This is a genomic window from Cellvibrio mixtus subsp. mixtus J3-8, assembly GCF_000766945.1.
Taxonomy (GTDB): Bacteria; Pseudomonadota; Gammaproteobacteria; order Pseudomonadales; family Cellvibrionaceae; genus Cellvibrio; species Cellvibrio mixtus_A.
In genome coordinates, this window is record NZ_KN266207.1 from 551,932 (window position 1) to 566,286 (window position 14,355).

A 14,355-nucleotide genomic window follows, 5' to 3' on the forward strand; every position below is an offset into this window, starting at 1 on the left:
CTATGGCATTTTCAGCATCTGCCTGGATAAGCAGTGCAGTATGTCTGGGGCTGGGTATCGTTATCGGTACCCGGTTTAATGATACACCGCTACCAAACCCTGTACCTTCGGCATCTCCTGTGACGATGCCTATGCACGACACCGGTCAATCCCGGAATTTAGCAGCCGATGAAGCGGTGCTTACGCGTGCGGTCAGGGAGGAAATTGCCTTGCAGCTCCAGGATTTCAAATTAAAAATGCTGGAGCAGATTGCAGCAAAACAAGATTCGCTTCGTGCAGCGCCAGGCATTCCCGTCGAGCAACAAAAGGATATCTTTCACAAGGCTTCATCATTGATGGATGAGGCCATTGCTGTTGGTGAGCTGGATGCGACCTCGGCGCGGGAGTTGGTTGATTATTTACACAGTTTACCCATAGAACAGCAGACAGCGTTGCGTGCAAAACAAATGGATGCGTTCAATCGCGGTCTGATTAGCTCACCCCTGTCGCCAGAAGAAATTATGGCGCAGGGCAAAAACGAAAGGCCTTAAGTAAAGATTTCTCTATGACAGAATTTGATGATATCCGCCCATACCGCGATGATGAGGTGCGCCCGATTCTGGATCGCCTGCTGGCTGATCCTGAACTTATTGATGCGGTGACGCGCCTGAAATTTTCCAAATTACATAGCTGGTTGGGTTGGTTATTAAAGCCGCTGGTGCGCAGCAAATTAACGCAGCAACTGGCGTCCATCCATGATGTGCAAGGCTTGCAGTCGGTAGTGGAAAAATACATGTCAGGAATGATGTCCACTCGCGTAAAAGACCTGACTGTCTCGGGATTGGAAAAGCTGGATAAACACAGCGCGTATTTATTTATCAGCAACCATCGCGATATCACTATGGACCCGGCTTTTGTTAACTGGGTTCTTTATCACAATGATTACAATACGTTGCGTATCGCCATTGGTGACAATTTGCTCACCAAACCTTTTGTATCAGATCTGATGCGCTTGAATAAAAGTTTTATCGTTAATCGCTCTGCCAAGGCACCACGCGAGAAATTAAAAGCTGCAAAGCATTTGAGTGCATATATTTACCACTCAATTGTCAATGAAAATGCCAATATCTGGATTGCCCAGCGCGAGGGGCGCGCCAAAGACGGCAAGGACAAAACCAATTCAGCAGTGCTGGGTATGATTATGCTGAATAAGCCAAAAAGTGAAACGCTGGCCGATTACGCAAAAAAATTGCGTATCGTCCCTGTCTCTATTTCTTATGAGCTTGATCCTTGCGATGCAGCGAAAGCGCGTGAGCTTTACTTGCATCGCACCGAAGGCAGTTACCAAAAAGAAGAGCACGAAGATGTGCGCAGTATTGCAATGGGAATCGCAGGTAATAAAGGCAATATCCACCTGGCATTTGGCGATGTCCTGGATGGTGATTATCAGGATACTGATGAGTTAGTTGCCGCCATGGATCATCAGATTCTCGGTAATTATGTGCTACATGCAACTAACTGCTTTGCGTATGAAATGCTGCACGGCGTTGTACCCAACGTAAATTACAGCGCAAAAAACATTGCCTATGATCCGATTCCGCTTGCCGCAGAGCGCGCTGAATTTGTAGCGCGTATCAATGCAATCCCTGCTGAACAGCGCGATATTGCGTTAGGTATTTATGCCAATCCTGTTGTGAGTAAACTCGCCGAATGTTAACGGATGCGCTGAAAAAGCAAATTCAAACCGCTTACAGCCAATTTCTGGAAAACAAAGGCCTGAAATCCCGCTACGGCCAAAAATTGATGATTGCCGAGATTGCAAAAACGCTCGGCAAAATTTCACTGGATGACGACAACCATCGCATCCCTGAAGAAAATGCCGGCACCCACATTTGTGTGGTAGAGGCTGGTACAGGTACAGGAAAAACAATTGCCTATTTGTTACCTGCCATCGTTATGGCAAAAGCGCTGGGTAAAAAATTGGTGGTGTCGACTGCGACTGTCGCACTGCAAGAACAAATCGTTAATAAAGATTTGCCTGAGTTGCACCGCAATAGCGGCTTGTCATTTACCTTCACGCTAGCCAAAGGCCGTGGCCGATACCTGTGTTTAAGCAAGCTGGATAATATCATCGCGGAATACCAAAGCGGTTTAAATCCAACGCGTGCGCTTTACGAAGATGAATATCCCGGTGTGTCAGCACAAGGTTTTAAGCTTTACGAATCCATGATGGATGCACTTGCATCCAATAAATGGAATGGCGAACGCGATACCTGGCCGCAAGCTCTGGAACAAAATGAATGGCAAATAATAACCACAGACCATCGCCAATGTACGGGGCGCCGTTGTTCTAACGTTACTGCCTGCAGCTTTTTTAAAGCGCGAGACTCTATGCATTCAGTGGATTGTATAGTCACTAATCACGATCTTGTGCTTGCGGATCTGGCATTGGGTGGTGGAGCAATCTTGCCTGCACCGGAAGACACTATTTACGTGTTCGACGAAGGTCATCACCTCCCACAAAAAGCATTGAATCATTTTGCGCATCACAGCCGCATGCTTTCCACCAGTAAATGGCTGGATCAATGTAATAAAGCGCTTGGTGCGATGCTCGGTGTTATCAGTGGGGCAGGCAATGTGGATCGCTTCGGTGAGCAACTACCTGCGGCGTTAATCGACTGCAAGCAACGCCTGGATCAGTTGTATCCTGTGTTTGAGTCGCTTGCACAATCTATCGCATTTGATGATCGCCAATCGCATTATCGTTTTGACGGTGGTGTGGTGCCACAGGATTTATTAATACCGTGTGTGGAGCTCTACAAAGGTTTTGATCGCTTGTGCGATTTGCTGAAAAAAATGATCGATGAAGTCAGCCAGGCAATGGAAGATATGCATTGTCCGGTGCCCAAAGTTGATTTGGAAAATCATTATCCGATTCTCGGTGCATGGCAAGCGCGTGCGGAAGCGAATCGCGATTTATGGGCGAGCTTTGCAACTCCGGATTCTATTAGCAGTGTACCTAAAGCGCGTTGGTTAACACCGGTGGATGCCAGCGGAAATATGGATCTTGAAGTTTGCTCCAGCCCGATACTCGCTGCCAAAACATTGGAATTCAGTTTGTGGGAAAAAGCCTGTGGTGCAATTATTACTTCGGCAACACTTACGGCGTTAGGTAATTTTTATCGCTTCCAAATGCGTGCAGGCACACCCCCGGATTCAAATTACCAGGTTGTTCCCAGCCCATTTAATTTCCAACAGGCAACATTGGAAATTCCGGCGCGCACCGTAGAGGCTACAAATGCTGATGCTCATACGTTGGCAATTATCGATGATTTGCCCAATTTGATCGATCCAGCGGAAGGCTCGCTCGTGCTTTTTTCATCGCGCAAACAAATGCTGGATGTCTTCGAGGAAATGCCGCAAAGCCTGCGCGATATTATTTTGCTGCAAGGTGATAACTCCAAACAGGAAATGTTGGTCCAACACAAAAAACGTATTGATGAAGGCGAGGGTAGTGTGCTCTTTGGTTTGGCAAGTTTTGCGGAAGGTGTGGATTTACCTGGCAAATATTGCACCCATGTGATTATCGCCAAATTGCCTTTTGCTGTACCGGATGATCCCATTGAAGCAGCTTTATCGGATTGGATAGAAGCTCGCGGCGGCAATCCGTTTATGGAAATCACGGTGCCGGATGCCTCGTTAAAATTAATTCAAGCGTGTGGGCGTTTGCTACGAACGGAAACGGACACCGGACGTATCAGTTTGCTGGATCGCCGCATCATCACCAAACGTTACGGTAAAGCGATTCTGAATTCATTGCCGCCATTTACGCAGATTGTGCATAAATAAGTTTATTGTGTATTTGTCGAATGTCATGTTGGGCATCGCTGCGCGCCAACCTACGAAGCACCGTGTAGGTTGGCGCACGCGCAGCGATGCCCAACACATTATCATCAACACACACCCACACTCATACCTGAACCCATGAACCAACTTCACATCACCATCGCCGAAACGTTAATTGATATCGAAAAAGAACTGCGCGAGCTGCGCCTGTGGCAATCCGAAATACTTCCGGACGAAGCGTTGATGAGCGAGCAGCCATTTGCGGTAGATACCATGAGCCTTCCGCAATGGTTACAGTTTATTTTCCTGCCTCGCCTGTATTTTATGCTGGATCAACAAATGCCTTTGCCTGGCAACTGTGGTATTGCGCCGATGGCAGAACAATATTTTTCCGGATTAAATGTGCATTCTTCTTTATTGATAGCGCACCTGCAAAAGATCGATGAGCTATTGACCCATTCTCGCTAAATACTTTTTCGGGTTGAATAAATTGCGCCCAATAGATGCGCCCGGCATTGAGTCCACATTAGCAGGGTTAATTTAAATATCTATGCAGCCCAATCAATTCCTGATTTTTCTTGATCGCTTCCGCCACCAATTTTGCAATTGCTTCCGCACCATTCTTTTGGAAATGTGTGCCGTCTGGCATTTGGATACTGCCCGCTGCATTATTTGCATAAAAAGGATTGATGGCCGGATCTACCACTAACCAATAATTTCTCCAGCCTGGTTCACCGGTTTTGTTGGCGAAATCAATGCTTGCTGCTTCCAGATCAATCAATGGTAATTTATGCAGTTTAGCCGTGGTTTTAATGGTTTCGGTGTAATCACCGGTAAGTAAATAACCGTTGCTGGCGTTTTGGCGGGTTAAATGTGTATGTACCACCGGTGTGGTTTGCTCTCCATTTTTATTTTTAATTCTTGCTGTAGGGGTGAACATTACCGGATGTGCACCGCGCTCTTGTGCGATCTTGATATAGCGTTCAAGGGAATGCTGGAATGATAATTCAGGGTGTCCTGCAGGGAACTGCGGTTTTGCTGTTTGGTCGTTAGGGTAGGTGCATAAATTTTTAACATCCGCTGGGCCGCGCAGCGCTTTGCGGCTATCGCAATTTTGATCATTGTGGCCATGATTGATAAATACATAATCGCCCACCTGAATTAAATAATCCATTTGTGTAAACCAGCGGCCATTATAAAAATCCCGGGAGCTGCGGCCTGCACGTGAACCAACGATTACTTCAATTCCACTGCCGGTTTTGAATTGTGCAGCCAATGCCTGGCCCCATCCCATGCGCGGATAACGTAATTGTTCATACACTGCCGACGTTGAGTCCCCTACAATAAAAATTCGGGTTTTCGCATTTTTAACGCGTTGGTATTCATCGCGAGCGCGTTGCAGGTCAAAGGGTTCGTAAGCACCATTTGGCATTAATCCGACAATCGGGCGAAAGCTAAAATCGGTCAATGACGTGTGGCCAGTGCTGCCAGTATTGTTGTCATAATTCCTGTTGTGATGCAGCAGTGAAAAAATTTCGGTTACCGGGTTGGTGTCAGTCATGGCAAATGTAGCGGGATCAAACCCGGCAGTATTTTCTATACCGGCCATGGTTAGTGCAACCGAAAAACCATTGCGCATAGATGTAAGCGCCTGATTAACCAGTTGGGTATCTACTGCACCAACAGCATTTGAATCTACCCATTGTTGCGGGCCAATAAAACCTTTGCTGACCGCAATATCAGAGACCACGCGGTCAGTCAGTGGATTAATATTTACAACCAGGTTTTTATTTTCAGGTATTTGGTTAACCAACGCTGCCAGGCAAATCGGGCGCAGGCGTGAATTATTTGCACAATCTTCAGCTTTTCCTTGTGAAACAACTGAAACCAATATGGGTAATGTTACTCCGCGGGTTGAAATATTATAAATTCCCAATGCATTGGTTTCGGTCTTGAATTGCTTTCCGGAAGCATCTATCAGTGTGATTTGCGCATTAGGTAGTGGCTGGCGTTCATACGCTAGCCCGGTAATGGTGGTTGTGGTGGTTAGTGATTTGCAGGCGCTAAGGCCAAATAAAATTACAGTCGATGATAATATAAAATTGATAATGTTTTTTTTCATAATAATCCTGCAACGCACATTAATTATTTCGGGTTAGTAATGAAACCTGTATTAACCGTTCACCAGCGCCGATCAACTCGTGCTTTATTGCGCCCCCCATCCGGCTTTTAAGCTTTCCCACATTTCATCAAATTGTTTTTGTTCGCGTTCGCGCAGGGTGTCGTATTGCGCCGGTGTTAAATTAGTGCGTGCACTATTCAGAAAATTATCTTTGTAATCGTGTAATGCTTCGTGGGCTTTTTCGATGAGAAACGGTTTTTCTTCGGAAGTGGCATTCTGTATTCCTGTGCCGGCGGATTCCATGTATCGCATAAATTCCTGTTTTTGTTCCAATTTGCTCATTAGTAACGCTTCGCGCTTTTCAGCAGGAATCGGTGATTCTCCTTGTGCCTGATCAAAGAAATTATTCATTTGATATTGTTCATAGGCGGAATCTTTGAGCAAGTCATAAGTTTTTCGATCTTCGGGGGAGTTGAGCAGTTGTGCTATCTGTTGATCAATTTCAGCAAGACCTTGTTGTTGGTGATTTACAGCCTCTTCAATTTCTTTTTGGGATGAGTAATAACCTACGCTGCTCGCATTGAGGATTTGTTCACGCTGCGCTAGCAAGCTTTGCAACCGGCTTTGGATCTGTCCGGACAAACCCAGGCGAGACATTAAAAGGCTGTACTTTTTTTCCAGTGTCCGCTGCAGGTTTTCTTGCTGGATTGCTGAAAGTTCACTAATCCGGTCCGGGCTGTTGACGGGTGAGTTTGGGCGGGTGGTTACCGGTTGTTGGTTATTTTGTCCAAAAGCAATAAATTCCTGCAAGCTATCAATTTTCTTTTGATAATCAGCCCGTTGCTGTTGCTGGCGAGTATCAAAATCAGCCTGTTGCCGGGCAAATTGCTGGCGCAGGGCTTGATGATCCAGGTAAAGCACGATGTGATGTGTACCAAGAATAGTTAAGGTGATGGAGAGTAAAACACAAAGAATTTTCATTTTTACCTTTGTAACTACGGAATCATTATTGTGGTTGTTAGGTAAATTTGACCGGAATTTGCCGCAGGAATAAGCGATGTTTTTATGTGTGGGCCCGCGTTGGCGATTAAATTACATTTTCTATGTGCTGGCAAGCGACAAAATGCAATTCAATCGAATTATCACGTTAATGTGAAGTGGTATTGGGGTGGTGTGCAGCTCGTATAAAGCCTTCCATGTTTCGCTCTTTACGAGCTGTATCATGTAAAGTATTTTTTGTGTTTAAAAAATGCTTATAAATGATTTTTTGGTTTATGAAAAACCATGCGACACAACTGTGATAGCGATATTTTATTTTTTACCTAAAAAGCTCTGCTCTATAGTGGTTTCGTTAGCGCACTGATTATGCGCAACATAAAATAGCAATATTTAATCTTTACTCCCAGCAATAAAAGTTCCGTGTAGCATTCAGCAAGCGGACGGGCTTTCGCTTGCCTGAAAGTTCACATTCCCGGACATCCACATTGTCAATCTAGAAGGAATGTTACCCATGAAGAACTCAATTCGACATCCATTGTTTTACATTGTTATTTCATTTATCACCAGTTTGCTGTTTAGCAACACTTCAATCGCTGCAGAAGAAGATTTTAATTCGCTAGTCAAACGTTTGCAGGCGGATAAACCAAAATTTGCCAAGCGACAACAAAATTTGCTTAACGAACGCTATGATCTGGCGGATCGGATAGTGCAGGGCGTTACCATGTCGCGCGGTAAAGGCGTCCAGGCCGGTGTGCGCGTAAAATTACCTGCCGGTACAAGCTGGGAAAAACTTGCCTCACTTTCACCGGAGGAAATAAAAAATAAAAATTTATGGCCTGCCGGTTTTTTACCCCTGCCGCACCCTCACCATGAGGCGGGTGGAATGATTTTCCCCAGGTTTCTTATTGATGAAACAAAAAAACAAACGGATCGGGATTTAACCCGTTTTGATCTGGATTTCGATTTGCCCAATCATTTATTGCCAGAGTTTCCCGCGCCAATCTATTTAACGACGCGTCCCGATCTTGGTGATGTTTCACAGGGGCAATTGGTGACGCTGACGAACTTTTATGATCTGTTCAAAGATATTCTCAATCCGAAACAACTGGAAGGATTGAGGCTCTTGGTTACACCATTTCCGCAACAACAATTTAATGCTACTGGTGACAGGCGCAGTTTGAAACCGCATCAGGGTGTTGCCTGTTTCGATTGCCATGCAAATGGGCATACCAATGCATCAACGCACACAGTGGGCGATATTCGCCCCAATGAACATCGTCATAGAATTGATACGCCAACCTTGCGTGGCCTGAATATCCAGCGGTTATTTGGTTCCCAGCGCGCGTTGAAAACTGTAGAGGATTTTACTGAGTTTGAACAACGCGCGGCGTACTTTGATGGTGCACCTGCAGATGCAACCCTGAAGGGAACTAATATTCTGGAGCGTGGAAGCCAGGTGCATTTTATGTCTGAATTCCAATCCATCCTGGATTTTCCTCCAGCGCCTAAATTAAATATTTATGGCAAGCTTGATGCTACCAAAGCTTCCGGGAGTGAATTGCGCGGGCAGGATGTTTTCTTTGGCAAAGGCCAATGCGCGAGCTGCCATATTCCACCGTATTACACTGATAACCTGATGCATAACTTGAAAGTCGAGCGTTTCTTTAAAGAAGTGACTATCAATGGCCGTAAAGCCTCTGCTGATGGCCCAATAAAAACCTTCCCATTACGTGGCATTAAAGATTCACCACCGTATTTACACGATGATCGTTTGCTAACCCTGGCGGACACCGTGGAATTTTTTAATCTGGTGTTGGAATTGAAGTTGGAAAAACAGGAGAAGGATGATCTGGTGGCATTTTTGTTAACGCTGTAAGAGTATTGCCAGGTGGTTTTAACGGGCGATGTAATCATCGCCCCGGTTTGGTTTATTTTGAGCGGAGATGGCGATTTAAAAAGGGAATAATTTCATTTTTAAAACGTTCTTCGCCTTCCCAATACTGATTCCAGGCATTGCCAGAATATTCTTCGGCTTGATGGATGACCCCAAAATCATCAAGCGCGCGTGTGAATTTCTGATTGGCGTAAACGTGATCCGGATTATCATCGTATCTGCCCCAATCCATTTTGAAACCTTTTAGTTGCCGCAAGTTGTTGGCACTCGTTGGTAATCGTGCATCCAATAAGAAGTTTTGCTGTAATAGTGCGACGTTTTTTGCGTTAACAATGAATTGGTTGCCGTGTTGTTCAACCATTAAATCAGCATAAAAAGGCGGCTTGTCCGGGTTAGGTAAATAGGCCTGCGCCATTAACATAAATACACGTGAATAAATATTGGATTCAAGGTCTGCCCAATTTTTTGCCGCATTCATTTGTTTCCAGTCGGGGCGGGATAACATCAACGTTTCTCCTGTTGCCGTCCCAAACGGGTGCATGGCATAAACACTGCCGAATAAACCGGGATAGTCCATCGCCAGTTTAATAGCGGCATAGGCACCTATCATGTCCCCGATAGCAGCGCGTGCTGTTGCCGATTTATGTGTGCGAAAGCGCTGGTCGATGGTGGGAATAAGTTCCCGGGTAATGTGATCCATCCAGCGCCCGCTGCTTGGTGCATTGCCGTAAAAACTACCCAGGCCGGGACCCGTAAAATCACCAGCAACGAGTATGCAATCAATTAATTTCCCGTTCTTGATGGCGTCGTCTAATGTGCGTTGTACTTTGCCGTCTGCAAATAATTTTTGATTGCTCCAGCCAAGGCTATGAAAGTAATAAATCACCGGATATTTATGCTTGCCCCTGGCATATGAAGCAGGAAGGTAAACGCGGATTTTTCGTTCCGGGTTTAGGCCTATAAGATTTCCATCCAGCGCTGTGGATGTAATGATGAGCTCTTCAATACGACTGTTTTCGGCGTGTGAGTTTAGTGCCAGGCAAACATACATCAGGAAAAATGCAGATAGATTAGCAATGTATTTCATAGGTACCTCCAGCGTTATTGTTGATAGCAGGAGGTTAGGGGATTGTTGTGAAGGTGGCGTCCGGCCCGATCGGGGCGAACTCGATCAACAATTTAATCGACAACTATGTTCGTTTTTTGCCGGCGATATTCACTGGGTGTCATCTGCGTATATTGGCGAAACGCGGTATTGAAGGTGGACTTTGAATTAAATCCAACTTCTTCAGCAATGTTAAGGATAGTTTTATCGGGCTCATTGAGTAGCGCCTGTTTAGCCGCTTCAACACGGTAACGATTCACCCACTCGTAAAAACTGGTGCCAAGTTCCTGGTTGATGACTTGCGATAAATAATGCGAGCTTTCGCGTAATTGTTCGCTTAGTTGTCGCAGGTTAAGGCTGGCATCCGTATAGAGCTTTTGGGCTTCCATTACGTCTTGTAATTTGCCAAGGATACGTCGTCGGGTTGCGTCGTCCAGCGCTGAGTTTGCGTATTTTTCCGCTGTAGCTGTTTCCAGGGTTTCGTGGATAACGGATGCTTGCGCAGCAATGGGTGGTACAGGCGTTAATCGGGATAGGGCAAAGAGCGCACGCAAGGTAAACAGAATTTCAATCGTCATAAAAAGATTAATACCCAGCCCTCCCACCGGACCGATATACATGCAATGCAGCGTGCGTAGAATTGCCATCAACCATTTGACCAGCAAAATCAGCAGTAACCAGTGCAGCGCATGCAGGGAATGCTCATGCAGGTTGGAGAAGTTATCTGCGATTCGTTGCTCATAGGCCTGTAATAACAACCGAATCCGGGCGATAAACATGGGAACCTGAAGGGTAAATATCGCAATACATATCAGCATAGTGCCGTGGATAAACATTGCCTGATAAGCCGACACCGGTTCCAGGGGATTACCAAATCCGGTGCCCGCATGCGCAGAAAGGAGCAGGGGAAGTAAACACAAACTCGCTACCAGTAACAACCATTTGTGTAAACCGGGAAGTGTAACTGGACGAGGAGCTTGCTGCTGTGTAATTTCCAGCGTACACAACCACAGGCAGGGCGCAATCAGCAATGACAGCTGCATTAATCCCCCCAACCACAGGGATTTGAATCCGGTATCCGGGTGTAACATCAACCACTCAAACCCGAACCCCAATGCTTCCAATAACAAAAATACCGAGAAATACCGCAACCGCCACTGTGGCAATAAATTCCGCAACCCTGCTGCACTGAGCAGGCAGTAGCCCATGGCAATGGCGAATAGAGAAGTTTGGAAGATATTCATAAAGTATTTATTTAGCAGCCGATCCTGTACCACACAATCCTACCGCGTAACTCATCCGATGGTCATGCATGGATGGCACCTTTACACTTCTCAAAAACTGCTACCTGCCGGGTACAAAGACCTATATATTCAACGGCCGGGACGGATAGCGGAATGAGAGCCGCACTATAAATGCCGCCCACACATCTACCTGGACGCGAAATAATGAGAATACCTGATGAGGGATCGTTTCATGAATAATACTTTTTTCAAATGCATAATTAGTGCAGTTGTATGTGCGCTAACTATTTTTTCAGTACCTGTATTTTCACTAAACATTGAAGATAAGAAGCCATTACCCGTTCATTATGGTGGCAGGGTGGTTATCGGTGAATTGGATAATACACCCACTTACACTTACTCGTGGCCTGGTGTTTATTTTGAGGCAGCCTTTGTTGGTACAGTAGTGGATTTAAAATTAAATGATAGCAATAACATCTTAAATATTATTGTTGATGGGCAAGCGCCTGTCGTGCTGGCAAGGCCAGGTAAGAAAACTTACTCCATTAACAACTTAACTGAAGGTAAACACCATATTCGCCTTGAGAAACGCACTGAAACACAATATGGCACCGGAACATTTGAAGGCTTTTTTGTTCCGCGCCATAGTCAGGCAATTACATTGGAAAAGCCGAAGCGCAGTATGGAATTTATTGGTGATTCGGCTGTTACTGGTTATGGAATTCGATCACCCGGGCGTGAGTGCAGCGACGAAGAGATTTTTTCTTTCTCTGATACGCAAATAACTTACGCTGCACTGACTGCAAAAGCGTTTAGTGCTGACTATCAAATTAATGCGTTATCCGGTTTTGGTGTGGTTCGTAACTATAATGGTGGCGTGCCAGGGCAAACATTCCTATCGCTTTACCCTTATGCCCTTAATGACAAGGGGGCGCTTTATCAAAGTAATTGGTCACCCGATATTATTGTTATCGGTTTGGGTGGGAATGATTTTGCTACACCATTAAATCCTGGTGAGCGATGGAAAACACGCGAAGCATTGCAGGATGATTATGTAGAAAATTATAAAAACTTTATTCTGGGTTTACGCAAAAAGCATCCTGAAACGCATTTTATATTGCTCTCGTACGATCCGGTCAATAAGGAATTGGAAGGCCAAATTACACGTGTGGTTGAAAAATTGAAAATAAAAGGTGAGGACAAGGTTGATGTGGTCAGTATAAAACCGGTAGCGCTTTCAGCATGCCAATGGCATCCTTCAGAAGCAGACCACAAAAATGCAGCTGAGGTTTTAACACATTATATTAAAGCTAATCCTGAACTATGGAATTAATTAAAAAAGCAATTAATGGATCAGGCATCAGCAAATAAGTGTTGAAAAAAAGCCACGCGATAAGCGTGGCTTCCAGGATGAAATTACATCCTTTCCATAACCTCAATTCCCAACAAGTCCAGCCCTTGCTTGATGGTTCTTGCTACCAGGTGGCACAAGCGTAAACGGCTATCGCGAATTTCAGGTTCAATGCCATCTTTCAAAATCGGGCATGCTTCGTAGAAGGTCATGTATAAACTGGCAATTTCATATAAGTAGGTGCAGAGCAAATGTGGTAAAGCTTCGCGCGCTACTTGATCCAGAACTTCACTGAATTGTAACAATTTAATGGCGAGCGTTTTTTCTTGCTCGGTACCAATGACGATTGTATTTTGCAAAGACTCCGGAGCAACACCGGCTTTGCGGAAAATACTCTGTACACGAGTGAACGCATATTGCAAATAGGGCGCAGTGTTACCTTCAAAGCTGAGCATGGATTCCCAACTGAAGATGTAATCGTTGGTGCGGGTTTTACACAGGTCGGCGTATTTCACTGCGCCTATGCCGACTTTGCGTGAGATTTCTGCAATATCGTTTGCAGACAATTCCGGGTTTTTCTCACTAACGACGGCTTCTGCGCGTTCAACGGCTTCAATTAATAATTCAGCGAGTTTAACCGTGCCACCGGTCCGGGTTTTGAACGGCTTTCCATCGCTACCCATCATGGTGCCGAACGCAAGGTGCTCCAGGCTGACACTGTTGTCGACAAAACCGGCCTTGCGTGAAATGGTAAACACTTGTTGCATATGCAGTGATTGGCGCGCGTCAATGAAATACATAATGCGGTTTGCTTTCAATGTATTCACACGATAACGCAACGCTGCCAGGTCAGTAGTGGCATACAAAAATCCACCCCCCTGTTTCTGGATAATGACGGGTGATGGATTGCCTTCTTTATCGGCGAGTTCTTCCAGGAATACGACTTGCGCACCGTCACTTTCTACCGCGAGCTGTTTATCTTGTAACTCTTTAACGATGGGTGCGAGATCATCATTGTAAAAACTTTCGCCACGCACATTTTCATCGCGCAGCGTGACATTCAATTTTTCATAGATCTCGGTAGAGTGATGCAGTGAAACTTCTTTGAATTGTTGCCAGAGTTTCAACATTTTTTCATCGCCGCTTTGTAAGCGCACAACATAGTCGCGTGCTTTATTGGCGAAGGCTTCATCGTCATCAAAATGTTTTTTGGCTTGTTGGTAAAAGACTTCCAGATCCTTTAATTGCATTTCGGCATTGCCGTTAGCGCCAAGTTGTTCCTCTAATTCGGCAATCAACATACCAAACTGGGTACCCCAATCGCCCACGTGGTTTTGACGAATTACGTTGTGGCCCAGGAATTCCAGCAGGCGGGCCAGTGAGTCACCGATAATGGTGGAACGCAAATGCCCTACGTGCATTTCTTTGGCGAGGTTGGGGCCGGAATAGTCGATTACCACGGTTTGCGGTTGTTCGGTAGCGCTGACTTGCAAGCGTGCATCCGTTTGTGCACTGGCGATTTGTTCGCCCAGCCATTCGGGCTTCAGGTCAATATTGATGAAGCCCGGGCCGGCGATTTCTACTTTTTCAGCAATGCCTTCCAGATCCAGTGCCGCTACGATTTTGGCCGCCAACTCGCGCGGATTGGTACCCATCGCCTTGGCAGCACCCATGGCGCAGTTGGCTTGGTAATCGCCAAAACCGGCTTTTTTACCGGGAGCAATAAGGGCTGGCAGATCGGCGGGTACGCCGCAAGCGGCCATGGCGGTAAGGACTCTCTGGTTCAGTAATTCGCGGATATTCATAAATTCGGGG

The 14,355-nt window shown here is 45.7% G+C and carries 11 protein-coding genes; 6 read left to right on the forward strand and 5 right to left on the reverse strand.

Features of this window, described 5'->3' with window-relative positions; genetic code table 11:
- The first annotated feature begins 2 nt into the window (after window positions 1–2).
- The 4 genes from A596_RS07360 (at window position 3) to A596_RS07375 (ending at window position 4,293) form a co-directional block, all read left to right on the forward strand.
- Window positions 3–530 (forward strand): hypothetical protein, encoded by a 528-nt coding sequence (locus A596_RS07360; protein ID WP_039913472.1) that lies wholly within the window; start codon window positions 3–5, stop codon window positions 528–530.
- 14 nt (window positions 531–544) lie between these two features.
- Window positions 545–1,696, forward strand: a complete 1,152-nt coding sequence (locus A596_RS07365) for a 1-acyl-sn-glycerol-3-phosphate acyltransferase (RefSeq protein WP_039913473.1) — start codon at window positions 545–547, stop codon at window positions 1,694–1,696.
- Window positions 1,690–3,828, forward strand: coding sequence for an ATP-dependent DNA helicase DinG (dinG, locus tag A596_RS07370; RefSeq protein ID WP_039913474.1), 2,139 nt, complete (start codon window positions 1,690–1,692; stop codon window positions 3,826–3,828). The genes A596_RS07365 and dinG overlap by 7 nt, the downstream gene beginning before the upstream one ends.
- 135 nt (window positions 3,829–3,963) lie before the next feature.
- Window positions 3,964–4,293 carry a YqcC family protein gene (locus A596_RS07375; protein WP_039913475.1) on the forward strand — a complete coding sequence of 110 codons (330 nt, stop codon included), beginning with the start codon at window positions 3,964–3,966 and terminating at the stop codon, window positions 4,291–4,293.
- Window positions 4,294–4,360: 67 nt separating this feature from the next.
- On the opposite strand, the gene A596_RS07380 is transcribed toward A596_RS07375, so the two are convergent.
- Together A596_RS07380 and A596_RS07385 are read right to left on the reverse strand one after the other, a co-directional pair.
- Window positions 4,361–5,947 carry an SGNH/GDSL hydrolase family protein gene (locus A596_RS07380; protein WP_039913476.1) on the reverse strand — a complete coding sequence of 529 codons (1,587 nt, stop codon included), beginning with the start codon at window positions 5,945–5,947 and terminating at the stop codon, window positions 4,361–4,363.
- Window positions 5,948–6,031: 84 nt separating this feature from the next.
- Window positions 6,032–6,928: a hypothetical protein gene (locus A596_RS07385; protein WP_039913477.1), complete on the reverse strand. Its 897-nt coding sequence runs from the start codon at window positions 6,926–6,928 to the stop codon at window positions 6,032–6,034.
- A 529-nt stretch (window positions 6,929–7,457) separates the two neighbouring features.
- Here A596_RS07385 and A596_RS07390 point away from each other — a divergent pair.
- Window positions 7,458–8,822 (forward strand): cytochrome b6, encoded by a 1,365-nt coding sequence (locus tag A596_RS07390; protein ID WP_039913478.1) that lies wholly within the window; start codon window positions 7,458–7,460, stop codon window positions 8,820–8,822.
- Between the two features lie 52 nt (window positions 8,823–8,874).
- On the opposite strand, the gene A596_RS07395 is transcribed toward A596_RS07390, so the two are convergent.
- Window positions 8,875–9,927 (reverse strand): alpha/beta hydrolase, encoded by a 1,053-nt coding sequence (locus A596_RS07395; RefSeq protein WP_039913480.1) that lies wholly within the window; start codon window positions 9,925–9,927, stop codon window positions 8,875–8,877.
- 92 nt (window positions 9,928–10,019) lie between these two features.
- The gene (locus tag A596_RS22020; protein ID WP_052417330.1) at window positions 10,020–11,189 is read right to left on the reverse strand and encodes a helix-turn-helix domain-containing protein; all 1,170 of its coding nucleotides are present in this window, start codon (window positions 11,187–11,189) and stop codon (window positions 10,020–10,022) included.
- Between the two features lie 232 nt (window positions 11,190–11,421).
- Here A596_RS22020 and A596_RS07405 point away from each other — a divergent pair, with 232 nt between their 5' ends.
- Complete coding sequence (locus A596_RS07405; RefSeq protein ID WP_052417331.1) at window positions 11,422–12,522, forward strand: SGNH/GDSL hydrolase family protein; 1,101 nt, start codon at window positions 11,422–11,424, stop codon at window positions 12,520–12,522.
- Between the two features lie 83 nt (window positions 12,523–12,605).
- Here A596_RS07405 and argS read toward each other — a convergent pair whose 3' ends face one another.
- Complete coding sequence (gene argS / locus A596_RS07410; RefSeq protein WP_039913481.1) at window positions 12,606–14,345, reverse strand: arginine--tRNA ligase; 1,740 nt, start codon at window positions 14,343–14,345, stop codon at window positions 12,606–12,608.
- Window positions 14,346–14,355: the final 10 nt, after the last annotated feature.

Bases quoted from the DNA above. Each gene is read 5' to 3' on its own strand.
- A596_RS07405 (WP_052417331.1), top strand. From the start codon at position 11,422: ATGAATAATACTTTTTTCAAATGCATAATTAGTGCAGTTGTATGTGCG.
- A596_RS07365 (WP_039913473.1), top strand. From the start codon at position 545: ATGACAGAATTTGATGATATCCGCCCATACCGCGATGATGAGGTGCGC.
- A596_RS07380 (WP_039913476.1), bottom strand. From the start codon at position 5,947: ATGAAAAAAAACATTATCAATTTTATATTATCATCGACTGTAATTTTA.
- A596_RS07395 (WP_039913480.1), bottom strand. From the start codon at position 9,927: ATGAAATACATTGCTAATCTATCTGCATTTTTCCTGATGTATGTTTGC.
- A596_RS07375 (WP_039913475.1), top strand. From the start codon at position 3,964: ATGAACCAACTTCACATCACCATCGCCGAAACGTTAATTGATATCGAA.
- dinG (WP_039913474.1), top strand. From the start codon at position 1,690: ATGTTAACGGATGCGCTGAAAAAGCAAATTCAAACCGCTTACAGCCAA.
- A596_RS22020 (WP_052417330.1), bottom strand. From the start codon at position 11,189: ATGAATATCTTCCAAACTTCTCTATTCGCCATTGCCATGGGCTACTGC.
- argS (WP_039913481.1), bottom strand. From the start codon at position 14,345: ATGAATATCCGCGAATTACTGAACCAGAGAGTCCTTACCGCCATGGCC.
- A596_RS07390 (WP_039913478.1), top strand. From the start codon at position 7,458: ATGAAGAACTCAATTCGACATCCATTGTTTTACATTGTTATTTCATTT.
- A596_RS07360 (WP_039913472.1), top strand. From the start codon at position 3: ATGGCATTTTCAGCATCTGCCTGGATAAGCAGTGCAGTATGTCTGGGG.
- A596_RS07385 (WP_039913477.1), bottom strand. From the start codon at position 6,928: ATGAAAATTCTTTGTGTTTTACTCTCCATCACCTTAACTATTCTTGGT.